Below are 22,978 nucleotides of genomic sequence, written 5' to 3'. Positions count from 1 at the left end.
AGATCGAGGACCTTCCCACCTGGTTGACCGCGTCCGGGCTCGTCGGCGCGGTCGTCTTCGGGCTCCTCTCCGCGTACTTCCCGCCGCTGAACGCCGAGATCTACGCCGTCGCCGCTCCCGTGCTCTTCCCCGATCTCTGGGTCCTCCACGTGTCCGCCATGACGGGCGGGCTGGTCGTCGGCAAGGTGACCCACTTCATCGCCGCGGAGAAGGGCGCAGAGGCCGTCATGAAGCGGCGCGAGGAGAAGGACGCGCGCACCGCCGCCAAGATGCGGCGGCCACCGGGTGCCTTCCGGGAGCGTCTCGCGCGATGGAGCAAGGCGATGATCGACCTGCTCGACCGTCCGCGGTTGGGACCGCTGGTCATGCTGGCCAGCTCCGGTGTGGGCTTCCCCCCGCTGGCCGTGGTCACGGTCGCGGCGGGCATCAAGGGCATCTCGCTCGTCCTCTTCACCACCGTGACGATGATCGGGTGCCTGGCCCGATTCCTCATCACCTCCTGGCTCGTGGTCCAGGGCATCGAGTTGAGCCTCTGACCGTCTCGGGTGTCGACCGGCCCGCGGTGGTCTTCCCCTCGGCGCCTACCCTGTGCGCATGACCTACGCCGCAGACCTGAGCCCCCAGCAGACGTGGGAAGCCCTCACCGACGACCCCGAGGCCGTCCTGGTCGATGTGCGCACCCGGGCGGAGCTGTCCTTCGTCGGCGTGGCGGACCTGACCCCGATCGACAAGCAGATGGTCGCCATCGAGTGGACCTCCTTCCCGACGGGTGCGCCCAACGGGGCATTCCTGGAGCAGCTGCAGGAGGCCGTCCCACAGGACGCGGCCGTGTACTTCCTCTGCCGCTCCGGCGGGCGGTCCGCTGCTGCTGCCGAGGCCGCCACCGCTGCCGGCTGGACCAGGGCCCACAACGTCCTCGACGGTTTCGAGGGCCCACTCGACGAGCGCGGACACCGTGCCGTCGCCGGGTGGAAGAACGATGGCCTGCCCTGGCGGCAGGGGTGAGCAACGCTCCCTTCGGGCCGGGCAACCCCACCCCGTATCTGGACCCGGCCGGCCTGTCGCCGCAGACGCTGGCCGTGCGGGGCGGTCAGGCTCGCAGCACCTTCGACGAGACGTCCGAGGCGCTCTACCTGACCTCGGGCTTCGTCTACGGCAGCGCCGAGGAGGCCGAGGCGGCGTTCTCGGGGAGTGTCGAGAAGTACGTCTACTCGCGCTACGGCAACCCGACGGTCGGCATGCTCGAGGAGCGGCTGCGCGTGCTCGAGGGCGCCGAGGCGGCCTTCGCCACCTCGTCCGGGATGTCCGCGGTCTTCACCGCGCTCGCGGCGCTCGTCGGTGAGGGGGACCGCCTGGTCTCGTCGCGCTCGCTCTTCGGCAGCTGCTTCGTCGTCGTCGACGAGATCCTGCCGCGATGGGGTGTGGAGACCGTGCTCGTCGACGGGACCGACCTCGATCAGTGGCGTGAAGCGCTGTCCGAGCCGACGACAGCGGTGTTCTTCGAGACGCCGAGCAACCCGATGCAGGAGCTCGTCGACATCGCCGCCGTGAGCGAGCTCGCCCACGCAGCAGGGGCACAGGTGGTCGTCGACAACGTCTTCGGCACGCCCGTCTTCTCCCGGCCGCTCGACCACGGTGCCGACGTCGTCGTCTACTCGGCGACCAAGCACATCGACGGACAGGGCCGTGTCCTCGGCGGGGCGATCCTCGGTCCGGCCGACTACATCGACGGCCCCGTGCGCAACCTCATCCGGCACACCGGGCCGTCCATGTCGCCCTTCAACGCCTGGGTGCTGCTCAAGGGTCTGGAGACCATGGACCTGCGGGTACGGCGCATGGCCGAGTCCTCGCTCGTCCTCGCGCGGGAGCTGCAGGCACACGCGCGGGTCACGCAGGTCGTCCATCCCTGGCTGCCGGACCACGAGCAGCACGAGCTCGCCCGGACGCAGATGAGTGGCGGCGGCACGGTGGTCACCTTCGCCATCGACGGCGGCAAGCCCGAGGCGTTCGCGCTGATGAACGCGCTGCGTCTGGTCGACATCTCCAACAACCTCGGCGACTCGAAGTCGCTGGTCACCCACCCGGCGACCACGACCCACCGACGGATGGGCCCGCAGGGGCGCGCAGCCATCGGGATCACCGACGCGACGCTGCGCATCTCGGTCGGCCTGGAGGGGGCCGCCGACCTCGTCGCCGACCTCACCGCGGCCCTCGACGGGCTCGGCTGAGACCTACCTCGCGGTGACGTCGAGGAGAAGGGGGCCGTCTGCCTTCGTCGGAGCCGTCAGGTCGACCTCGAAGGCCGGCTCGAGGGCGGCCACGAGCGCCCGGGGGGTCCGCGGCTCCCGGTCGACGCCCAGCAGGTGGCGGGCGACGAGGCCGCGGGTGTGCTTGGCCATGTGCGTTGCCCCCGGGACGCGCACGTGGACCCACCGCTTCGCGGCCCCGCCCGTGGGCTGCCACGCCGCCGCGTAGGTGCTCGAGCGGCAGTCGACCACCAGGCCGGTCCCGGCGGCCGCCGTCAGCTCGGCGTCGAGGACCTCTCGCCAGTGCCCGGCCAGCGGACCGACTCCCGGGAGGTTGACCGCCATGGACAACCGGTAGGGCGGGATGCGATCACCGGGACGAACCGCACCGAAGAGCGCCGAGACGATGACCAGCCAGCGACCGGCGCGGCGCTTGGCGCCGGGGGACAGGCTCGCGAGGTCGAGGGCGTCGTAGAGGACGCCGTCGTAGACGTGCGATGCCGGTGGTGCCGGTGCGCTGGTCAGGGCGGTGTTGCGGGCGACCTCGGTCACCAGGTTGGGGCTGACACCCAGCACCTCGTGGGCGTCCTCGCGAGAGCTGGCGTCCGCCAGTGCAGCGAGTACACGCTGCCTCGCCGGGGTCAGGGCAGGGAAGGACAGCGAGTCGAGGTCGAGGGCCTTGCCCCGGGTACGACCGGTCTTGGACTCCGACGGTGGCAGCAGCACGAGCACGCCGAAACCCTACGGGGTGCGGCTCGACGAAGGCACCGACCCGCCAGTCAGCACCCGGGCGAGCAGGAGGCCGACCTCGGTGACACACTCTCCGTGCGTCAGACCGGTGTGGACCCGTCGTGACACAGGTGCTCGTCCGGGGAGAGGGAACGTCTCATGATCGAAGCAGTGGTGCTCAGCACCGTGGTCATCTTCGTCGCCGAGCTCGGCGACAAGAGCCAGCTGATGGCGATGACCTTCGCCACCCGGTACCGGGCCCGCGACGTCATCCTCGGGATCACCGCGGCGACGCTGCTGGTGCACCTCGCCTCGGTGGGGATCGGGTACGTCATCGGTGCCGGCTTCGAGAGGTACCAGGGCCCGATCGCCGTCGCCGCCGGCATCGCCTTCCTCGGCTTCGCGCTGTGGACGCTGCGCGGTGACGAGCTGACCGAGGAGGAGGAGCAGAGAGCGCAGAAGGCCACCGGCTCCGCCCTGCTGGCCGTCGGTATCGCCTTCTTCCTCGCCGAGCTCGGTGACAAGACGATGCTCGCCACGATCACACTGGCCGTGCGTGAGGACTGGTTCGGCACCTGGATCGGCTCGACGATCGGCATGGTCGCCGCCGATGCCCTGGCCATCGCGGTCGGAGCAGTCCTGGGGCGCAAGCTGCCCGAGAGGGTCATCACCTACGGCGCCGCCGCCGCCTTCGCGATCTTCGGCGTCCTCCTCATCGCGGAGGGTCTGGGCTGGATCTGACCAGAGCGAGGGCGGTCGATTCGCTGAAGACGGCGGGGGTATGGTAAAGGCATCGCCGCGCCAGGGAGGCAATGATGTCGACCATCTCCGGGCCACTGTCCCGGAACGTGAACGAGACGGAGGTCTCCGAGAAGACCCTCGCCCGCCGCGAGAGGGCCGGAAGCCAGTTCTTCCGCCTGGTCACCTCGACCGACCACAAGGTCATCGGTCACATGTATCTGGTCACCGGCTTCGTGTGGTTCCTGCTCGGCGGACTGATGGCGCTGGTCATCCGGCTCGAGCTGTGGGCACCCGGGCTGCAGGTGGTGGACAACCCCGAGCAGTTCAACGAGATGTTCACGATGCACGGCACGATCATGCTGCTGCTGTTCGCGACCCCGGTCTTCGCGGGCTTCGCCAATGCCGTCATGCCCTTGCAGATCGGGGCTCCGGACGTCTCCTTCCCCCGGCTGAACATGTTCGCCTACTGGCTCTACCTCTTCGGCGGCATCATCGCCGCAGCCGGTCTGCTCACTCCCGGTGGTGCGGCGGCCTTCGGCTGGACCGGGTACGCGCCGTTGTCGAATCCGACCTACAGCCCCGGCGTCGGTGGCGACCTGTGGGTCTGGGGTCTGGCCCTGGCCGGATTCGGCACCATCCTCGGTGCGGTCAACTTCATCACCACGGTCATCACCATGCGGGCACCCGGCATGACGATGTTCCGGGTGCCGCTCTTCACCTGGACCGTCCTGATCACCTCGGTGATGATCCTGATGGCCTTCCCGGTCCTGGCCTCGGCCCTCATCGCGCTGGGGGTGGACCGCCGCTTCGGTGGGCTGGTCTTCGCCGCCGACAGCGGGGGCGCGCTGCTGTGGCAGCACCTCTTCTGGTTCTTCGGCCACCCGGAGGTCTACATCATCGCCCTGCCGTTCTTCGGCATCGTCTCCGAGATCACCCCGGTCTTCTCCCGCAAGCCACTCTTCGGGTACAAGACCATGGTCTTCGCCACGATCGCCATCGCGGGGCTGTCGGTCTCCGTCTGGGCCCACCACATGTATGCCACCGGTCAGGTCTTCCTGCCCTTCTTCGCGGTCATGACGATGGCGATCTCCATCCCGACAGGACTGAAGTTCTTCAACTGGGTCGGCACGATGTGGGGCGGCACGCTCGAGTTCAGGGCGCCCATGGTGTGGGCTCTGGGCTTCCTGGCCACCTTCCTCTTCGGTGGCCTGACCGGCATCATCCTGGCCAGCCCGGCGATGGACTTCCACGTCCACGACACGTACTTCGTCGTCGCCCACTTCCACTACGTGCTCTTCGGCACGATCGTCTTCTCCACGTTCGGCGGGATCTACTTCTGGTGGCCGAAGTGGACCGGCAGGGTCCTGGACGACTTCCTGGGCAAGGTCCACTTCTGGTTGGTCTTCGTCGGCTTCCACACGACGTTCCTGATCCAGCACTGGCTGGGGGTGGAGGGCATGCCGCGCCGGTACGCGGACTACATGCCCGAGGACAACTTCCAGCTGGCGAACCAGGTCTCCACGGTCGGCTCGCTGATCCTGGCGGTCAGCTTCCTGCCCTTCTTCTACAACGTGTGGAAGACCCAGGTGAGCGCACCGCTGGTCGAGGTCGACGACCCGTGGGGCTACGGCGGAAGCCTCGAGTGGGCGACCTCCTGCCCGCCGCCGCGGCACAACTTCACGTCGATCCCGCCGATCCGCTCCGAGCGACCGACCTTCGACATGAACCACCCCGAGTACGCACCCAAGGCGCTGCGGGCACGCAGGACACCGCTGCCTGTGGGGTCGTCGAACCCCCGGTAGCCCACGGTGTGGGTGGATGAGCCGGCCTGTAAGCCGGGTTCTGTTCTCCGGAACCGTTGCCGGTGCCGGAGTGACGGCCATCCATCTCGGGTCGCCGTTGCCGACGACCTCCAGCGTCCTACCCGTGCACTCGGGCGGGCAGCCCTCGAGCGCGCACTGTCCGGACTTGCTCCTGGTGGGGTTTACCGAGCCGATCCGGTCACCCGGATCGCTGGTGGTCTCTTACACCACCCTTTCACCCTCACCGCGTCCACCGAGGTGGACGCGGCGGTCTGCTTTCTGTGGCACTGTCCCGCGGGTCGCCCCGGGTGGCTGTTGGCCACCACCACGCCCTGTGGAGCCCGGACTTTCCTCGACACCGCCGAGGCGGTGACGCGGCCGTCCGGCCGACTCATCCACGGACAGTCTACGCGTCGCGTCCCTCGCGGGTGGTGTACCGCGCCCAACCGACGAATGCCCCGACCGCGAGGATGACCACTCCGGCGACCACGGACTGCCAGGGCAGGAGGAGTGCGACGACGACGCAGGCCACGAGGCCGAGAGTCGGCACGATCTTGGCGGACGGGCGACGCTCCAGCGTCCACGCGCTGGCGTTGGCGATCGCGTAGTACGTGAGCACGAGGAAGGAGGAGAGCCCGATCGCCCCCCGCAGGTCGATGAGCACGATGAGCACGATCACCAGAGCGGCGATGACCGCCTCCGCGCGGCGCGGCGTTCCGTGTGGGCCGTCGACGACGGCCAGCGCCGGCGGCAGGTGACGGTCCCGCGCCATGGCCAGGAGAGCGCGAGACGCGCCGAGGACGAGCGCGAGCAGCGCACCGCCGGCGGCCAGCACGGCAGCCACCCGCAGTGCCGGACCCAGCCAGGGCCAGGCGGAGATCTCCGCGGCCTCTGCCAGCGGTGCCTCACGGGCAGCCACCCAGCCGGCCCCGAGGGAGTTGGTCAGTGCCACCGCGACCAGGGCGTACAGGGCCAGCACGATCGCCAGAGCGATGCCGATGGCTCGCGGGATCGTTCGACGCGGATCGGTGATCTGCTCACCGAGAGTCGCCACCTGGGCGTAGCCGACGAAGGCGAAGAACATGAAGCCCGCCCCCCGGATCACCCCCGGGGGGCTGCCCGAGCCGGGCACGGCTGGTGGTGGTGTGTCGACCGTGACCGCAGGAGCCAGGAGCATGACGATGCCGAAGACGACCACCAGCGTGACCACGAGCGCGACGATGCCGAAGGCCATCCGGGCGGAGCGGTGCACACCCTGCACGTTGAGCGCGAGCACGGCGACGACGGCCAGGACGGCGATCGGTTTGGCGAAGCCGGGCCACACGTGCACGGCGAGGGTCATGGCCATGGCGGCGCACGCGGCGATTGTGCCCACGACGATCGCCCAGCCGGCCAGGTGGCCCCACGCCAGCCCCAGTCGCTCCCGGCCGTAGACGTAGGCCCCGCCGGAGTCGGGGTAGCGGGCTGTCAGCCGGGCCACGGAGTGGGCATTGACGCCGGCCACCCCGGCCGCGATGACGACGGCAAGGACCAGCCACCGGCCGGCACTGGCCGCTGCCGGGGCGAAGGTGCTGAACAGGCCCGCCCCGATCATCGCGGCGAGGCCCAGTGCGACGGCGTACCACAGCCCCTGACGTCGATCCAGGGGCCGAGTCGGCGCACCCGAGGAGTTCGTCATGGCCACCACCTTGCCGCATCGCGTGCCTGGGTGTCCGCCACATCCGCACCCGTGGGGGACACGGTCCGGTTTCAGTTTCCTCGAGCGGCCAGGTGGGCGGCGCCGATGATCCCGGCCTTGTTGCGCAGCTTTGCCGGGACGATGTCGGTGCGCAGGTCGAGCAGGGGCAGGAACTGGTCGGCCTGCTTGCTGACGCCACCGCCGACGACGATCAGGTCCGGTCGCAGCAGCGACTCCAGGTGGGCGTAGTAGGTCTGCAGACGGTGCGCCCACTCCTGCCAGCTCAGCCCCTCGCGCTCGCGCACCGACTCGGCCGCGCGGGTCTCGGCGTCGTACCCGTCGATCTCCAGGTGCCCCAGCTCGGTGTTGGGCACGAGCCGCCCGTCCATGATCAGGGCCGAGCCGATCCCGGTCCCCAGGGTGGTGAGGACGACCAGCCCCGTGTGCCCCCTGGCGGCTCCGTGGTGGAGCTCGGCGACGCCCGCAGCGTCCGCGTCGTTGACGAGGTGGACGGGTCGGCCCAGACGTTCGCTGAAGAGCGTGTCGGCGTCCAGGTCCACCCACGAGCGATCGATGTTCGCCGCGCTGCGCACGACGCCGTGGGTGACGACGGCAGGGAGCGTGATGCCCAGCGGGACATCGGTGTCGACCGAGAAGTGCTGCGCGATCTGCTCGACGACGTCGCAGACCGCGTCGGGCGTTGCCTCCTCGGGGGTGGCGATGCGCAGTCGGTCCTCGGCGAATCGCCCCTTGTCCAGGTCGACCGGCGCTCCCTTGATCCCGGATCCGCCGATGTCGATGCCCAGGGCGTGATGCGTGACCATGGCTACCTTCCGGCCGCAGGGAGAGTGAGGATCTCGTTGCCGTCCTCGGTGATGAGGATCGTGTGCTCGAACTGGGCGGACCGCCGCAGATCCGTCGTCACGACGGTCCAGCCGTCGTCCCACAGCGTCCACTGCGGTGTGCCGAGGTTGAGCATCGGTTCGACCGTGAAGGTCATCCCCGGCTCGATCACGGTGTCGTACGAGGGCGCCGAGTCGTAGTGGGGGATGACCAGACCCGAGTGGAAGGAGGTGCCGATGCCGTGGCCGGTGTAGTCGCGCACCACCCCGTAGCCGAATCGGTTCGCGTACTTCTCGATGACCCGGCCGATGACGTTGATCTGTCGCCCGGGCAACGCCGCCCTGATCCCGCGCATCGTCGCCTCGTGGGTCCGTTCGACGAGCAGGCGTGACTCCTCGTCGACGTCACCGGCGAGGAAGGTGGCGTTGGTGTCGCCGTGGACGCCACCGATGTAGCCGGTGATGTCGATGTTGACGATGTCTCCGTCCTCGATGCGTCGGCTGTCCGGGATGCCGTGGCAGATCACCTCGTTGACCGAGGTGCACAGCGACTTCGGGAAGCCCCGGTAGCCGAGGGTCGAGGGGTAGGCCCCGTGGTCGAGCAGGTACTCGTGGCCGACCCGGTCGACCTCGTCGGTGGTGGCTCCGGGGGTGACTGCGCGACCGGCCTCGGCCAGCGCGCCCGCAGCGATCCGGCCGGCGGTGCGCATCCGCTCGATGGTCTCGGCGTCCTTGATCTCGGAGCCGGCGAAGGGGGTCGGAGCGGCCTTGCCGACGTACTCGGGTCTGGCGATGCCTGCAGGGACGGCACGGCGGGGTGACACCACGCCGGGGAGGACGGTTGCGGTGGACGCGGACATGCTGTGGAGTCTAGGCAACGAGCGCTGGCACGATGCGCTCCGGTGTGCGGGCGTCCGACCCGCGGGAGAGGACGACAGACATGGCGTACTGGTTCAACATCGAGACCCGACAGGTCGAGACCGACGAGAACCGCTCACAGAATGCGGACGTCATGGGGCCCTATGACACCGAGGCCGAGGCCGCCGCGGCGCTGCAGACCGCCCGGGAGAACACGCAGAGGTGGGACGAGGAGGAGCGCCGCGAGAAGGAGTGGGACGACGGCTGGTCCTGAGACCGTCGCGTCCGGCAGCGCGATCAGCTCTCGAAGGAGTGCTCCGCGGCCGGGAACGAGCCCGTGGCGACGTCCGCCGCGTAGGCCCGGGCTGCGTCGGAGAGCACGGAGCGTACGTCCGCGTAGCGCTTGACGAAGCGGGGCGTGCGGCCTGACCCCAGCCCCGCCATGTCCTGCCAGACGAGGACCTGGGCGTCGCAGTCGACGCCGGCGCCGATACCGATGGTGGGGATGTCCACCTGCCCGGTGACCGCGGCGGCCGCGTCGGCCGTGACCATCTCGATCACCACGGAGAAGGCACCTGCGGCCTGGACCGCACGCGCGTTCTCGAGCAGCTGGGCCGCGGCATCGCCGCGTCCCTGGACCCGGTACCCACCCAGCGTGTGCTCGCTCTGGGGGGTGAAGCCGATGTGTGCCATGACGGGGATGCCCCCCTTCGTCAGCCGCTCGATGGTCGGGGCCATCTCGGCGCCGCCCTCGAGCTTGACGGCGTGGGCCAGCCCTTCCTTCATCAGGCGGGCCGCGGAGAGGTACGCCTGCTCGGGCGATGACTGGTAGGTGCCGAAAGGGAGGTCCGCCACGACGAGTGCGCTGGTGGCGCCGGTGGCGACGGCCCGGGTGAGCACGATCATCTCGTCGAGGGTGACCGGCACGGTGGTGTCGTAGCCGAAGACGGTGTTGCCGGCCGAGTCGCCCACGAGCAGCACCGGGATGCCGGCCTCATCGAAGATCTGCGCGGTGTTCACGTCGTAGGCGGTGAGCATCGCCCAGCGTTCGCCGCGCTCCTTCATGGCCCGCAGGTGCGGGATGCGGGTGCGCTTGCGCCGGGCAGGAGCAGCAGACGCCTGGCCCGCGTACGGGGCCGTGGTCTCTGGGGTCGGGTCGGGCGAGGACATCGAGGGCGTGCTCATGGCCCCACCCTATGGCGGTGGCCCACGCCGTGGTCCCGGCGGGCAACGTCCGGTACCCGACGGTGGAATGCGGACGGAAGGGCGTGATCCAGTAAGAGTTTGTTCAGAATTTCCTGTCACCCCTCGTGTGGACCGTCAGACCTTGGTTGAGTGCTGACACCGCTGTGGCCACCAGCCACACGAAAACAGGAGGATCCGTGAAGAGACGCCACACCCATGTCGTGTCCGGCCTCGCCGCATCCGCTCTCGTGCTCGCGCTCATGCCCCTGTCGGCGAGTGCGCAGGAGACGGGTGGGGGCGTGCCACCCCAGGAGGACAACCCCTCGTCCTCGGCCCGGCCCGACGACCTGCCCAACCCCCTCGGTGACGCCCAGCGCGCGCTGCGCAAGGACGCGGTCACCCAACTGCTCACCGGGGAAGCGGAGGTCGTGAAGAAGAACGGCTCGAACGTCATCGCGCTGACCAGCGAGTCGTCCGAGGACCAGGCTGCACCCGACCGCACGACCAAGGACAAGAACGACGGACAGGCCGACGGCAACGGCAGGGGCAAGGGCAAGGGCAAGAACAAGTACGTCCAGTACGACGTCAACCGTGAGGCCTCGATCTTCACGATCCTCGCCGAGTTCGGTGACAAGACGCTCGACGCCGCGGGTGGCGAGCCCGGGCCGGTGCACAACCAGATCGAGAAGCCGGACCGTGACTGGGACGGCGACCGGACCGATGACAACTCGACCATCTGGCACGAGAACTTCGACCGCGACCACTACATGGACCTGATGTTCGCGGACGGCAAGGAGTCCTTCCGCGACTTCTTCCTCAAGCAGTCCAACGGACGCTTCCTCGCCGACGGTGATGTGAGCAACTGGGTGCAGGTGCCGTACAACGAGGCCCGGTACGGCCACAACCCGACCCGTGGTGACGGCACCTCCGAGGCCGAGGGGTACTGGAGCTTCATCCAGGACACCGCCACTGCCTGGTACGAGGACCAGAAGGCCCAGGGCAAGTCCGAGGCCGAGATCCAGGCGTACCTGACCGAGTTCGACGTCTGGGACCGTTACGACCACGACGGGGACGGCGACTTCAACGAGCCCGACGGGTACATCGACCACTTCCAGGCCATCCACGCCGGTGAGGGCGAGGAGGCCGGCGGCGGCGCGCAAGGTGAGGACGCCATCTGGAGCCACCGCTGGTACGTCCACTCCGACGGGATCGGCAAGTACGGTCCCGAGGGCAACCCGATGGGTGGCATTCAGCTCGGCGACTCCGGGATCTGGATCGGTGACTACACCACGGAGCCGGAGAACGGTGGTCTGGGTGTCTTCACCCACGAGTTCTCCCACGACCTCGGCCTGCCCGACCTCTACGACACCGCCGGTGGCGACAACAGCGTTGCCTTCTGGTCCCTGATGTCCTCCGGGTCGTGGCTCAACGAGGGCACCGACAGCATCGGCGACAAGCCCGGCTACATGGGGGCGTGGTCGAAGCTGCAGCTCGGTTGGCTCGACTACGACGTGGTCCGGCCCGGTGAGAAGGTCACCACGCGGCTCGGCCCGGCCGACCGCGACCACAACAAGCTGTCCCAGGCCATCGCGGTCCTGCTGCCCGAGCAGACCCTGACGAGCGAGTACAACACCCCGCACTCAGGCAGCTACGAGTGGTGGTCCGGTTCGGAGAACAACCTCAACAACACGCTCACCCGAGAGGTCGACCTGACGGACGCCTCGGGTGCCACGGTCTCCGCGTACATCGCCTCCGAGATCGAGGAGGGCTACGACTTCCTGTACACGGAGGTCTCGACCGACGGCGGCCAGTCCTGGACCGAGATCGCCGAGCTCGATGGCGGCGACCTCAGCTGGAACCAGGTGCAGTACGACCTGAGCCCGTTCGTCGGGCAGTCGGTGCAGTTCCGCTGGAGGTACCAGACCGACGGTGGCCTCGCCATGGACGGTGCCTTCATCGACGACATCGCCGTCGAGGTCGACGGCACCACGGTCCTGTCAGACGACGTCGAGTCGGGCGAGAACGGCTGGACCGCGGATGGCTTCACCCGGATGAGCGGTTCGACCTCGGAGACGGTGCAGAACTACTACCTGGCCGAGAACCGCACCTACTCGGGATACGACCGGTACCTGAAGACCGGGCCGTACAACTTCGGTTGGGGCTCCACCCGTCCGAACTGGGTCGAGCGCTTCCCCTACCAGGACGGCCTGCTCGTCTGGTACGTCAACAACGCGTTCGTGGACAACAACACCAGCCAGCACCCCGGTGCCGGCCAGGTGCTCCCGGTGGACGCGCGACCGGAGCCGATCGTCTTCGACAACGGGGCGACGCTGGGCAACCGGCGCACGCCCTTCGACGCGACCTTCGGCAAGCAGCGCACGGACGAGGTGACCTTCCACAACAACGGGGTCGCCGAGACCGTCCCGTCGAGTCGAGGGATCCCGGTCTTCAACGACTCCGACCCGGACCGGTACTGGGACGCGGACAACCCGCTGGCCTCGACGAAGGTCGCTGGTTCGGGCACGACCATCAAGGTCAGGGCGGAGCAGCGTCGCAAGGGCCACATGGTCGTCCAGGTCACGGGTGGCACCACCGCCGAGTGATCGACTGACCCCACGCACGAGGGACCCCGTCGGGAGCACATCCCGGCGGGGTCCCTCTCCCGTGAGGCAGGATGGATGCATGGATCGTCAGCAGGAGTTCGTCCTCCGTACCATCGAGGAGCGGGACATCAGGTTCGTCCGGCTCTGGTTCACGGATGTCCTGGGCACCCTGAAGTCCGTGGCCATCGCTCCCGCGGAGCTCGAGGGGGCCTTCGCCGAGGGGATCGGTTTCGACGGCTCGGCGATCGAGGGCTTCACCCGTGTCTACGAGGCGGACATGCTCGCCCAGCCGGACCCTGCGACATTCCAGGTGCTGCCGTGGCGCGGCGAGTCCCCCGGGACGGCCCGCATGTTCTGCGACATCCACCTGCCCGACGGCACCCCCTCGCTGTCGGATGCGCGCTACGTGCTGCGACGCACCCTCGACAAGGCCGGCGAGATGGGCTTCACGTTCTACATCCACCCCGAGATCGAGTTCTTCCTGCTCCAGCCGGACAGCGTTCGCACCGGCCGTCCGGTGCCGGTCGACGATGGTGGCTACTTCGACCATGTGCCGAAGGGGGAGGCCCACGACTTCCGTCGCCAGGCGATCACGATGCTCGAGTCCGTGGGCATCTCCGTGGAGTTCAGCCACCACGAGGGTGCGCCGGGCCAGAACGAGATCGACCTGCGCTACGCCGACGCGCTCTCCACCGCGGACAACGTCATGACCTTCCGGACCGTGATCAAGGAGGTCGCCCTCGAGCAGGGGGTCTACGCGACCTTCATGCCCAAGGTCTTCGCCGAGCACCCCGGCAGCGGGATGCACACGCACATGTCGCTCTTCGAGGGGGACACGAATGCCTTCTACGAGCCGGGGGCGCCGTACCAGCTGAGCAAGGTCGGTCGGCAGTTCATCGCCGGTCTGCTGCGCCACGGGCGGGAGTTCACCGCCGTGACCAACCAGTGGGTCAACAGCTACAAGCGGCTGTGGGGCGGAGGTGAGGCGCCCGCCCACCTGACCTGGGGCCACAACAACCGCTCGGCGATGGTCCGCGTGCCGATGTACAAGCCGGACAAGGGCAACTCGAGTCGGGTCGAGCTGCGCAGCCTGGACGCCGCCTGCAACCCCTACCTCGCCTTCGCCGTGATGCTCGCCGCCGGGCTGAAGGGCATCGAGGAGGGGTACGAGCTGCCCGTCGAGACCGAGGACGACGTCTGGGGTCTGACTGACCGGGAGCGTCGGGCGATGGGTATCCGTCCACTGCCGGCGAGCCTGTCCGAGGCCATCGAGGCGATGGAGGAGAGCGAGTTGGTCGCCGAGACGCTCGGCGAGCACGTCTTCGACTTCTTCCTGCGCAACAAGCGTCAGGAGTGGGCGGACTACCGCCACCAGGTGACCCCCTTCGAGCTGGAACGACTGCTGCCGCGCCTGTGAGCCCCTCGTGACCCCGCCACCACGCCCCGGCCCCACCCTCGCCCGCCACGGGTTCACCGACACCCGCCGCGCCGAGCACCTGCTCGCCGACCCCGCGCTCGACCTCCCCGAGGGGGTCGAACGGGATCGGCTGATCCGGGCGCTCACCCGGGCAGCCGACCCGGACGGGGCGCTGCTCGGACTGGTCCGCGTGCTCGAGTCCGCCGGCGACCGGGCGGAGGAGCTGCGCGAGGCCCTGCGCGAGGACGAGCGGGTACGTGACCGTGTCGTCGGTGTGCTCGGTGTGTCCACCGCTCTCGTGGACCATCTCGTCGCTCATCCGGAGCACTGGCGCGATGCGGTCGACGCGGAGCCGATGACTCCCGAGGAGCGCACCGAGGCGGTGCTCGCGGAGGTCGCCGACCCCGGGGACCTGGAGCCGCAGGACGCGATGCGGGTGGCCTACCGTCGCCAACTCCTCGGGATCACGGCGATCGACGTCACCGGCGAGGAACCCGTCGCGGACCTGCCGGACGCGGCGGCTGCGCTGGCCGACCTGGCCGGATCCGCCCTCGAGGCGGCCGTGCGCATCGCCGTGGACGAACAGGGTGAGCAGGGCCATCAGGTTCGCTTCGCCGTCATCGGGATGGGCAAGGCCGGCGGCCGCGAGCTGAACTACATCTCCGACGTCGACGTGATCTTCGTCGCCGAGCCGTGCGACGGCGCCGACGAGCCCGCCGCCCTGGAGGTCGCCGCGCGCATCGCCACCCGGGTGATGCACGTGTGCAGTGACGTGACCGCGCACGGCAGCCTCTGGCAGGTCGACGCGGCCCTGCGCCCCGAGGGCAAGCAGGGTCCCCTCGTGCGCACCGTCGCCAGCCACCGGACGTACTACGAGAGGTGGGCCAAGACCTGGGAGTTCCAGGCCCTGCTCAAGGCCCGGCACCTCGCCGGTGACGCGAGCCTGGGCGCCGAGTACCTCTCGACGGTCGGCCCCCTCGTGTGGCAGGCGGCTTCGCGCGAGGACTTCGTCGTCGACGTCCAGGCGATGCGCCGACGCGTCGAGGAGCACATCCCGCGGGCGGAGGCGAAACGGCAGCTCAAGCTCGGGCCCGGGGGACTGCGGGATGTCGAGTTCTCCGTCCAGCTCCTTCAGCTCGTCCACGGTCGCACCGACGAGACGCTCCGCTCGCGCACCACGCTGGAGGCCCTGGCGGCGCTGTCCGCGGGCGGCTACGTCGGGCGCGACGACGCCGTCGTCCTCGATGAGGCCTACCGGGTGCTGCGCACCATCGAGCACCGGGTCCAGCTGCACCACCTGCGGCGCACCCATCTCATGCCGACGTCGGAGGCCGACCTGCGCCGTCTCGGACGCTCGCTCCTGCTGTGGGACGAGCCGCAGACGAAGGTCGTGGCACTGCGTAGCCGCCACTCCCGCGAGGTCCGTCGCCTCCACCAGCGACTGTTCTACCGGCCGCTGCTCTCGGCCGTCGCGCGGCTCAGCCCTGCCGAGGCCCGGCTGACCCCGGACGCCGCCCGGGAGCGACTGAGCGCCCTCGGTTACCGCGACCCGGCCGGCGCGCTGCGACACATCGAGGTCCTCACCGACGGCATGAGCCGGCGTGCGGCCATCCAACGTCAGCTGCTGCCGGTGATGCTCGAGTGGTTCGCCGAGATGGCCGACCCCGACGCCGGCCTGCTCGCGTTCCGCAAGGTCAGCGAGGAACTGGGGGCGACCCACTGGTACCTGCGCCTGCTCCGCGACGAGGGGGAGGCCGCCCAGGTTCTCGCGCACACCCTGGGGGCCAGCCGGTTCGCCGGAGACCTGCTCCTGGCCAGTCCGGAAGCGGTGCAGATGCTCGGGGAGAGTGATGGGTTGCGCCCCCGGACCCGTGGCGAGCTGCTGCGGCGGATGCGCTCGGCCGCCGGCCGCAAGGACTCCCCGGACACCGCCGTCGCGGCGATCCGCACGATCCGCCGCGCGGAGATCTTCCGGATCACCGTCGCCGACCTGGAGGGCCGACTCGCGCTCGACCGGGTGGGCGAAGCGCTGACCGACCTCAGCGAGGCGACCATCGAGGCCGCTCTCGAGGTGACTGCCGCCCACGTGGCCACGGAGCGCGGCGAGGCACTGGGGACCGACATCGTCATCGTCGGGATGGGACGCCTCGGCGGTCGCGAGCTCGGGTACTCCTCCGACGCAGACGTCCTCTACGTCCACGAGCCGCACCCGGGCGTGGACGAGCAGTCCGCGCAGGACGCTGCGCTCGCCGTCGTCGCCGAGCTGCGGCGGCTCCTCGGTGCCGCCGGCTCGGACCCCCCGCTCGGGCTGGACGCCGACCTGCGGCCGGAGGGCAAGAGCGGTCCGATGATCCGTTCGCTGGCCTCGTACGCGGCCTACTACGAGCGCTGGTCGCACACGTGGGAGGCACAGGCGCTCCTGCGGGCCCGGCCGGTGGCCGGGGACGCGGCCCTCGGGGAGCGCTTCACTTCCCTCATCGACGCCATCCGCTGGCCGGACGGCGGCCTCGACCAGCACCAGGTGCGTGAGGTGCGACGTCTCAAGGCACGCATGGAGGCCGAGCGGCTGCCGCGCGGCGCCGACCGGCGAGCCCACTTCAAGCTCGGGATGGGTGGACTCTCGGACGTCGAGTGGTCCATCCAGCTGATCCAGCTCCAGCACGCGCACGAGTACCCCGCACTGCGCACGCCACGCACACTGCCCGCCATGACCGCTGCCGTCGAGGCGGGCCTGCTCGCGCCGACGGACGAGCTCGTACTCCGCGAGGCCTGGTCGATGGCCTCGTTGCTGCGCAACGCGGGGATGCTCTTCCGCGGGCGCCCGGTCGACTCCGTCCCCTCGAACCTGCTGGAGGCCGACGGTGTCGGACGGATCGCCGGGATGGAGCCCCAGGCCGGGCACGCCCTCGCCGAGTCCTACCGTCGCACTGCCAGGCACGCCCGACACGTGGTCGACCGCGTTTTCTACGGCGAGGAGTGATCCGGTCCACACCACGGACCGTGCGGGTGAGACGGCGGGCGGAGCCCACTCGCGGCGAACCTAGACTGGCCCCATGCTCGCCACGATCGACCTGCGTTCCCAGCCCCTTGGTACCCGGGACCTGCGTGCTGCCCTGCCGCGCGCCGAGTACGACGTCGAGGCCGCTCTCGTGGCCGTTCGGCCCATCTGTGACGAGGTCCATGACCGCGGTGCCGACGCGCTCTACGACTACGCCGAGCGCTTCGACGGGGTGCGCCCGGCCTCCCTTCGCGTCCCGCAGGAGGTCCTCGAGTTGGCCCTCGAGGCGCTCGATGAGGACGTACGCGCGGCCCTGGAGGTCTCGATCGAGCGGGCCCGCACCGTCCACGCGGCCCAGCGCCGGACCGACACGACGACCGAGGTCGTCCCCGGGGGCATCGTCACCGAGCGGTGGGTCCCCGTCGAGCGGGTCGGTCTGTACGTCCCCGGCGGCCGTGCGGTCTACCCCTCGTCGGTCGTGATGAACGTCGTGCCGGCGCAGCTGGCCGAGGTCGGGTCCGTCGCCGTCGCCAGCCCGCCGCAGAAGGAGAATGCCGGGGTTTTCGCCGGCTATCCGCACCCGACGATCCTCGCCGCCTGCGCCCTGCTCGGCGTCGACGAGGTGTGGTCGATGGGCGGCGCCCAGGCCGTGGCCGGCTTCGTGCACGGGTTCGTCGACGAGGGCGAAGGGGGGCGGTGCGAGCCGGTCAGCCTGGTCACCGGCCCGGGCAACATCTACGTCGCCGCAGCCAAGCGGCTGCTCAAGGGCCTCGTCGGTATCGACGCCGAGGCCGGGCCGACCGAGATCGCGGTCCTCGCCGATGCCGGTGCCGACCCGGAGTACGTGGCCGCCGACCTGATCAGCCAGGCCGAGCACGACCCGCTGGCCGGGTCCGTCCTGGTCACCGACTCGAGCGAGCTGGCCGATGCCGTTGCCGCGGTGCTGGAGCGCCGGGCCGCCGCGACCAAGCACAGCGAGCGGGTCATCGAGGCGCTGGGGGGGCGCCAGTCCGCCATCGTCCTCGTCGACGACCTCGACGCCGGGCTGCGCGTCGTCGATGCGTACGCGGCCGAGCATCTCGAGGTGATCACCGAGGACGCCGCGGAGGTCGCCGCCCGGGTGCGCAACGCCGGTGCGATCTTCGTCGGTCCGTACTCACCGGTGAGTCTCGGCGACTACGCCGCCGGGTCCAACCACGTCCTGCCCACCGGCGGCAGCGCTGCCCACAGCAGCGGACTGTCGGTGCAGTCCTTCCTCAGGGGCATCCACGTCGTCGAGTACAGCCGTACGGCGCTGGCGGCCACCGCCGCGCACGTGCTCGCCCTCGCCGAGGCGGAGGACCTGCCCGCACACGGCGAGGCCGTGTCGGCGCGCACGACGGGGGAGGGGCAGCGGTGAGCGAGATCGAGCAGCTGCTGCGTCCCGAGCTGCGTGGACGCACGCCCTACGGAGCCCCCCAGCTGGACGTCGACGTCCGGCTGAACACCAACGAGTCCTCGTACCCCGTCCCGGACGCGGTCGTGCGGGCGGTCTCCGCGGAGCTGGCGGACGAGCTCAGCGGCCTGAACCGCTATCCGGACCGTGAATTCACCGCCCTGCGCACGGCCTTGGCGGACTACCTGGCGACGCAGGCCGGTGTGTCCTTTGATCCCGAGCAGCTGTGGGCCGGCAACGGCAGCAACGAGGTCCTCCAGCACCTCGTCCAGGCCTTCGGTGGCCCCGAGCGGACCGCGCTCGGCTTCACGCCCGCCTACTCGATGCACCCGATCATCACCGAGACCCTCGGCACCCGTTGGGTCGACGGGCAGCGGGACGCCCAGACCTTCGACCTCACGGTCGAGTCCGCGGTGGAACAGGCCGGGGAGGTCGACCCGAACCTCGTCTTCCTCTGCTCACCCAACAACCCGACCGGGTCGGCGCTGCCCTTCGAGGTCATCGAGGCGATGCTCGACGCGGCCCCCCGCGCGCTGGTGGTCGTCGACGAGGCGTACGCCGAGTTCGCCCGTCCCGGCACGCCGACCGCGCTGTCGCTGCTCGCGGACCACCCGCGGCTCGTCGTCACCCGCACGATGAGCAAGGCCTTCACCCTCGCCGGTGGTCGTCTCGGATACCTCGCGGCCGCCCCGGGCATCATCGACGCACTCCGCCTGGTGCGCCTGCCCTACCACCTGTCCACGCCCACGCAGACGGTCGCCCGCATCGCGCTCGAGCACGCCGACCTCCTCCTCGAGACGGTCGAGGCGATCAAGGCGCAGCGCGACCGCATCGTCGCGGAGCTGACCGCGCTCGGCCTGGCTCCCGTCCCGAGCGACGCCAACTTCGTGCTCTTCGGCGGCCTCGCCGATGCCCCGGCGACGTGGCAGGCTCTGCTGGACGACGGGGTGCTGGTCCGTGACGTCGGGATCGCGCACCACCTGCGCGTCACGGCCGGTACCCCGCAGGAGACGAGCCGGTTCCTGGCGGCGATGTCCCGGCTCGTCCCCGCCCACATGATGACGAAGGAGAACCCGTGAGCAGCCAGTCCCGCACCGCCACGGTGCGCCGAGGTACGTCCGAGTCCCGCGTCGAGGTGAGCGTCGACCTCGACGGCTCCGGCATCGGCGACGTCTCGACCGGGGTGCGCTTCTACGACCACATGCTGCTGTCGCTGGCCAAGCACAGTCTCATCGACCTCACCGTCCGCGCGGACGGTGACGTGGACGTCGACGCCCACCACACCGTCGAGGACGTCGCGATCGTTCTCGGTCAGGCGGTCCGGGAGGCTCTCGGCGACAAGAGCGGGATCAGCCGGTTCGGTGATGCCACCGTCCCGCTCGACGAGGCACTCGTGCACGCGGTCGTCGATGTCGCCGGTCGACCCTATGTCGTGCACACGGGCGAGCCCGCCGGGCAGGAGCACGTGATCATCGGCGGCACCTTCGTCGGGTCGCTGACCCGCCACGTGATGGAGTCCTTCGCCCACAACGCCGGCATCGCCCTGCACGTGCGCGTCCTGGCCGGCCGCGACCCACACCACGTGGTCGAGGCCCAGTTCAAGGCCCTGGCCAGGGCCCTGCGGTCCGCGGTCGCCCATGACCCTCGGGTCAGCGGCATCCCGAGCGCCAAGGGCGCACTGTAGATCGGGCATGCGATGAGCACAGCCGGCAGGGGAGTGGTCTGCCTCTCCGCGACCGCGGCCAGCGCCGCCGACTGGGTGCGCCGCGGCGTCGTCCCGTGCCACGTCCTCGAGCACGCCTCGTGGTCGGTCGTCGTCCCGGCACGGACGGCCTCGGCCGCCGCAGCCCCCTATGACGACGCCCTGACCGTGCTGGCCTCCCGGCACATCGCACCCCGGCTGGGTCCGGCCATCGGACTCTTCCACTTCGACGACGTCGCCGTGCTGACGGCCCGTGCGGCCGGCCGGGCGCCGACCCGCTGGGCACTGCGCGACTCCGACGGCAGGGTCGTCGGGGGGCCCGACCTACCGCGACTCACACCCGAGGACCTGCACCGCACGCTCGCCGGTGGTGCCACGAGCCGACTGGTGCCCATTCGTCAGGTCCGGGAGCTGTGGCAGCGCACGGATCTGGCCCACGACCAGTGGCTGGTCGAGGTGACCGCCGTCCTGGGGCTCCCCGCCGGCCGGGTCCTCGACGGCACCGACACCCACCTCGGGCCGGTCATCGCACCCCATGCGCGATCGGTCGCGGGCTTCGACTCCGTCGTGAAGGATGTGCACCAATGACCTCGCCCCACGTCGTCGTGCTCGACCACGGCTCCGGCAACGTGCACTCCGTCGTGCGCGCCCTGGACCACGTCGGCGCCGATGTCGAGCTGACGGCCGACCGCGATCGCGTCCTGTCCGCGGACGGCCTCCTCGTCCCGGGGGTCGGTAACTTCCATGCCTGCATGGGCGGCCTCGAGGCGGTCGACGGCGCGGCGCTCGTCGACCTCCGGCTGGCCGGGGGGCGCCCCGTCCTCGGGGTGTGTGTCGGGATGCAGGTGATGTTCGACGGGTCCGAGGAGCCGAGTGGGAGCGCCCCGGCCCGGGCGGGCCTGGGGCAGTGGCCCGGGACCGTCACCCGGCTCCGGGCGCCGGTCGTCCCGCACATGGGGTGGTCGACGACCACCCCTGCCGAGGACAGTGTGCTCTTCGCCGGCGTCGAGGCCGAGCGCTTCTACTTCGTCCACTCCTACGCGGTGGCCGACTGGGATCTGCGCGTGGCGCCCGGAGGGCTGGCCGTGGCCGCCCCCCGCGTCACGTGGAGCGAGCACGGGTCCCCCTTCGTCGCGGCCGTCGAGAACGGCCCGTTGTCCGCAACGCAGTTCCACCCCGAGAAGTCCGGGGACGCGGGACTGCACCTTCTGAAGAACTGGGTGATGTCACTGTGACCACGACCGAGACCCGACGGCTGGAGCTGCTTCCCGCCGTCGACGTGCGTGAGGGGCGGGCCGTGCAGCTGCAGCAGGGCATCTCCGGTTCCGGCTGGGACTTCGGCGACCCGTTGCAGGCCGCGCAGGCCTGGCAGGAGCAGGGTGCCGAGTGGATCCACCTCGTCGACCTCGATGCCGCCTTCGGCGAAGGGAGCAACCGCGACCTCCTCGCCGGGATCGTCGGCCAGCTCGACCTCAAGGTCGAGCTGAGCGGCGGGATCCGGGACCAGGACTCGCTCACGGCCGCGCTCGACTCCGGGTGCGCCCGCGTCAATCTCGGCACCGCCGCGCTGGAGAACCCCGAGTGGACGGCCCGGGCCATCGCCGAGCACGGTGACCGGATCGCCGTCGGCCTGGACGTGCGCGGAACCACGCTGGCGGCTCGAGGGTGGACCCGGGAGGGGGGCGATCTCTGGGAGACGCTCGCCCGGCTCGACTCCGAGGGCTGTACCCGCTACGTCGTCACCGACGTGGCGAAGGACGGCATGCTCGCCGGGCCCAACCTCGAGCTGCTGCGCAGCGTCTGCGAGGCCACCTCGGCCAAGGTCGTCGCCTCCGGTGGGGTGACCACCCGTGAGGACGTCGTCGCCCTGCGTGAGCTGGTACCAGTCGGGGTCGAGGGCGCCATCATCGGCTCGGCGCTGTACAAGGGCACGGTGACCCTCACCGAGGCCCTCGATGCGGCGGGTCGGCCATGACCACGCACGGTGACTCGGCCGGTGTGCCCTGGCAGGGGCGGGAGCTGCCCACGGGCGGGTTCGAGGGTGACTCCGGCACCGCCGATCCCGGGCTGATCCGGGCCCTGACCACCGGCGGGGAGACGGACGTGATGCGGAGGTTGGCGAAGGCCCGTCTGATCGTCCCCGTCACTGCGGTCGCCGGGGAGCTCGGCGAGGGCGTGGACGGCACCGTCTCCGACACGGAGGCCGACATGGCTGTCGCCCTGCTGGAGCACCCGGACGGACGCACGGCCCTGCCCGTCTTCACTTCGGTGGAAGCGCTTGCGGCCTTCAGCTCGACGATGCGGCCGGTACCGGTCGAGGCGGCACAGGCGGCGCAGGCGGCGGTGGGCGAGCGCGCCGACCTCATGGTGCTCGACTGCGCGAGCGAGCAGGCCTTCGAGGTACGTGCCTCGATGGTCTGGGCGCTGGCCCAGGCGCGGGAGTGGTTGCCGTCGTACGAGGACCCCTTCGTCGAGGCCTCCGTCGCGCGGGTGTGCAGCACGCATGACGAGGTCACCGGCCACGCCCTCTCCGAGGGGGCACCGGATGGCCAAGGAGTGCTCCAGGTCGAGCTGACCCTCGTTCCCGGTCTGGGTCAGCAGGAGGTCGAGCAGCTCGTGACCACCATCGCCGAGGAGTTGGCCACCGACGGCGAGCTGCGTGCCCGGGTCGACGGGTTGAGCTTCGCCATCACCTGATTTCCTGCCTCGAGGGTGCCGCTGCTATTGTTGTCACTGACCGGT

The 22,978-nt window shown here is 70.3% G+C and carries 21 protein-coding genes and 1 other RNA gene; 16 read left to right on the top strand and 6 right to left on the bottom strand.

Going from position 1 to position 22,978, the window contains the following annotated elements; all coding sequences use genetic code 11:
- Window positions 1–23: 23 nt before the first annotated feature.
- From V1351_RS09670 to V1351_RS09660, 3 genes are read left to right on the top strand one after another with little or no spacing between them, the layout of a single operon-like run.
- Window positions 24–536, top strand: coding sequence for a hypothetical protein (locus tag V1351_RS09670; protein WP_338747941.1), 513 nt, complete (start codon window positions 24–26; stop codon window positions 534–536).
- Between the two features lie 58 nt (window positions 537–594).
- On the top strand, window positions 595–1,005 hold the full coding sequence (locus V1351_RS09665; RefSeq protein ID WP_338747940.1) for a rhodanese-like domain-containing protein: 411 nt from the start codon (window positions 595–597) through the stop codon (window positions 1,003–1,005).
- A complete protein-coding gene (locus V1351_RS09660) occupies window positions 1,002–2,228 on the top strand; it encodes an O-succinylhomoserine sulfhydrylase (RefSeq protein ID WP_422388969.1) in 1,227 nt (408 codons plus the stop codon). The genes V1351_RS09665 and V1351_RS09660 overlap by 4 nt, the downstream gene beginning before the upstream one ends.
- A gap of 3 nt (window positions 2,229–2,231) precedes the next feature.
- Here the strand turns inward: V1351_RS09660 and V1351_RS09655 are convergent, their stop codons facing one another.
- A complete protein-coding gene (locus tag V1351_RS09655; protein WP_338747939.1) occupies window positions 2,232–2,978 on the bottom strand; it encodes a YaaA family protein in 747 nt (248 codons plus the stop codon).
- 156 nt (window positions 2,979–3,134) lie between these two features.
- On the opposite strand from V1351_RS09655, the gene V1351_RS09650 reads away from it, so the two are divergent.
- Window positions 3,135–3,716 (top strand): TMEM165/GDT1 family protein, encoded by a 582-nt coding sequence (locus V1351_RS09650; protein WP_338747938.1) that lies wholly within the window; start codon window positions 3,135–3,137, stop codon window positions 3,714–3,716.
- Window positions 3,717–3,790: 74 nt separating this feature from the next.
- Window positions 3,791–5,518, top strand: coding sequence for a cytochrome c oxidase subunit I (gene ctaD / locus V1351_RS09645; protein ID WP_422388968.1), 1,728 nt, complete (start codon window positions 3,791–3,793; stop codon window positions 5,516–5,518).
- A 13-nt stretch (window positions 5,519–5,531) separates the two neighbouring features.
- Here the strand turns inward: ctaD and rnpB are convergent.
- The 4 genes from rnpB to map form a co-directional block, all read right to left on the bottom strand.
- Window positions 5,532–5,912: RNase P RNA component class A (rnpB, locus tag V1351_RS09640), an RNA gene on the bottom strand.
- A gap of 12 nt (window positions 5,913–5,924) precedes the next feature.
- The gene (locus tag V1351_RS09635) at window positions 5,925–7,196 is read right to left on the bottom strand and encodes an APC family permease (protein WP_338747936.1); all 1,272 of its coding nucleotides are present in this window, start codon (window positions 7,194–7,196) and stop codon (window positions 5,925–5,927) included.
- 71 nt (window positions 7,197–7,267) lie between these two features.
- Window positions 7,268–8,020, bottom strand: coding sequence for a polyphosphate--glucose phosphotransferase (gene ppgK / locus V1351_RS09630; protein WP_338747935.1), 753 nt, complete (start codon window positions 8,018–8,020; stop codon window positions 7,268–7,270).
- Window positions 8,021–8,022: 2 nt separating this feature from the next.
- The gene (gene map, locus V1351_RS09625; RefSeq protein WP_422388967.1) at window positions 8,023–8,916 is read right to left on the bottom strand and encodes a type I methionyl aminopeptidase; all 894 of its coding nucleotides are present in this window, start codon (window positions 8,914–8,916) and stop codon (window positions 8,023–8,025) included.
- A 62-nt stretch (window positions 8,917–8,978) separates the two neighbouring features.
- Here map and V1351_RS09620 point away from each other — a divergent pair, with 62 nt between their 5' ends.
- Window positions 8,979–9,170 carry a methionine aminopeptidase gene (locus V1351_RS09620; protein WP_338747933.1) on the top strand — a complete coding sequence of 64 codons (192 nt, stop codon included), beginning with the start codon at window positions 8,979–8,981 and terminating at the stop codon, window positions 9,168–9,170.
- Window positions 9,171–9,193: 23 nt separating this feature from the next.
- On the opposite strand, the gene panB is transcribed toward V1351_RS09620, so the two are convergent.
- Window positions 9,194–10,081 (bottom strand): 3-methyl-2-oxobutanoate hydroxymethyltransferase, encoded by an 888-nt coding sequence (gene panB, locus V1351_RS09615; protein WP_338747932.1) that lies wholly within the window; start codon window positions 10,079–10,081, stop codon window positions 9,194–9,196.
- 197 nt (window positions 10,082–10,278) lie between these two features.
- Here panB and V1351_RS09610 point away from each other — a divergent pair, with 197 nt between their 5' ends.
- The 10 genes from V1351_RS09610 (at window position 10,279) to V1351_RS09565 (ending at window position 22,933) form a co-directional block, all read left to right on the top strand.
- Entirely contained in the window at window positions 10,279–12,684 is a 2,406-nt protein-coding gene (locus V1351_RS09610; RefSeq protein WP_338747931.1) for an immune inhibitor A domain-containing protein, read from the top strand.
- 79 nt (window positions 12,685–12,763) lie between these two features.
- Complete coding sequence (glnA, locus tag V1351_RS09605) at window positions 12,764–14,101, top strand: type I glutamate--ammonia ligase (RefSeq protein ID WP_338747930.1); 1,338 nt, start codon at window positions 12,764–12,766, stop codon at window positions 14,099–14,101.
- A 7-nt stretch (window positions 14,102–14,108) separates the two neighbouring features.
- On the top strand, window positions 14,109–17,081 hold the full coding sequence (locus V1351_RS09600; protein WP_338747929.1) for a bifunctional [glutamine synthetase] adenylyltransferase/[glutamine synthetase]-adenylyl-L-tyrosine phosphorylase: 2,973 nt from the start codon (window positions 14,109–14,111) through the stop codon (window positions 17,079–17,081).
- A 73-nt stretch (window positions 17,082–17,154) separates the two neighbouring features.
- Window positions 17,155–18,498 carry a histidinol dehydrogenase gene (gene hisD, locus V1351_RS09595; RefSeq protein ID WP_338747928.1) on the top strand — a complete coding sequence of 448 codons (1,344 nt, stop codon included), beginning with the start codon at window positions 17,155–17,157 and terminating at the stop codon, window positions 18,496–18,498.
- Window positions 18,495–19,613 (top strand): histidinol-phosphate transaminase, encoded by a 1,119-nt coding sequence (locus V1351_RS09590; protein ID WP_338747927.1) that lies wholly within the window; start codon window positions 18,495–18,497, stop codon window positions 19,611–19,613. Before hisD ends, V1351_RS09590 begins: the two co-directional genes overlap by 4 nt.
- Window positions 19,610–20,218 (top strand): imidazoleglycerol-phosphate dehydratase HisB, encoded by a 609-nt coding sequence (hisB, locus tag V1351_RS09585; RefSeq protein WP_338747926.1) that lies wholly within the window; start codon window positions 19,610–19,612, stop codon window positions 20,216–20,218. The genes V1351_RS09590 and hisB overlap by 4 nt, the downstream gene beginning before the upstream one ends.
- 12 nt (window positions 20,219–20,230) lie before the next feature.
- Entirely contained in the window at window positions 20,231–20,824 is a 594-nt protein-coding gene (locus V1351_RS09580) for a hypothetical protein (RefSeq protein WP_338747925.1), read from the top strand.
- Window positions 20,821–21,471, top strand: a complete 651-nt coding sequence (gene hisH, locus V1351_RS09575) for an imidazole glycerol phosphate synthase subunit HisH (protein ID WP_338747924.1) — start codon at window positions 20,821–20,823, stop codon at window positions 21,469–21,471. The genes V1351_RS09580 and hisH overlap by 4 nt, the downstream gene beginning before the upstream one ends.
- Window positions 21,468–22,211 carry a bifunctional 1-(5-phosphoribosyl)-5-((5-phosphoribosylamino)methylideneamino)imidazole-4-carboxamide isomerase/phosphoribosylanthranilate isomerase PriA gene (gene priA / locus V1351_RS09570; protein ID WP_338747923.1) on the top strand — a complete coding sequence of 248 codons (744 nt, stop codon included), beginning with the start codon at window positions 21,468–21,470 and terminating at the stop codon, window positions 22,209–22,211. Before hisH ends, priA begins: the two co-directional genes overlap by 4 nt.
- Complete coding sequence (locus tag V1351_RS09565; protein ID WP_338747922.1) at window positions 22,208–22,933, top strand: SseB family protein; 726 nt, start codon at window positions 22,208–22,210, stop codon at window positions 22,931–22,933. The genes priA and V1351_RS09565 overlap by 4 nt, the downstream gene beginning before the upstream one ends.
- Window positions 22,934–22,978 lie beyond the last annotated feature (45 nt).

Source organism: Janibacter sp. A1S7 (assembly GCF_037198315.1).
Lineage (GTDB): Bacteria > Actinomycetota > Actinomycetes > Actinomycetales > Dermatophilaceae > Janibacter > Janibacter alittae.
The sequence above is the reverse complement of the archived record's forward strand: the minus strand, read 5'-3'. Positions and strand labels throughout refer to the sequence as shown.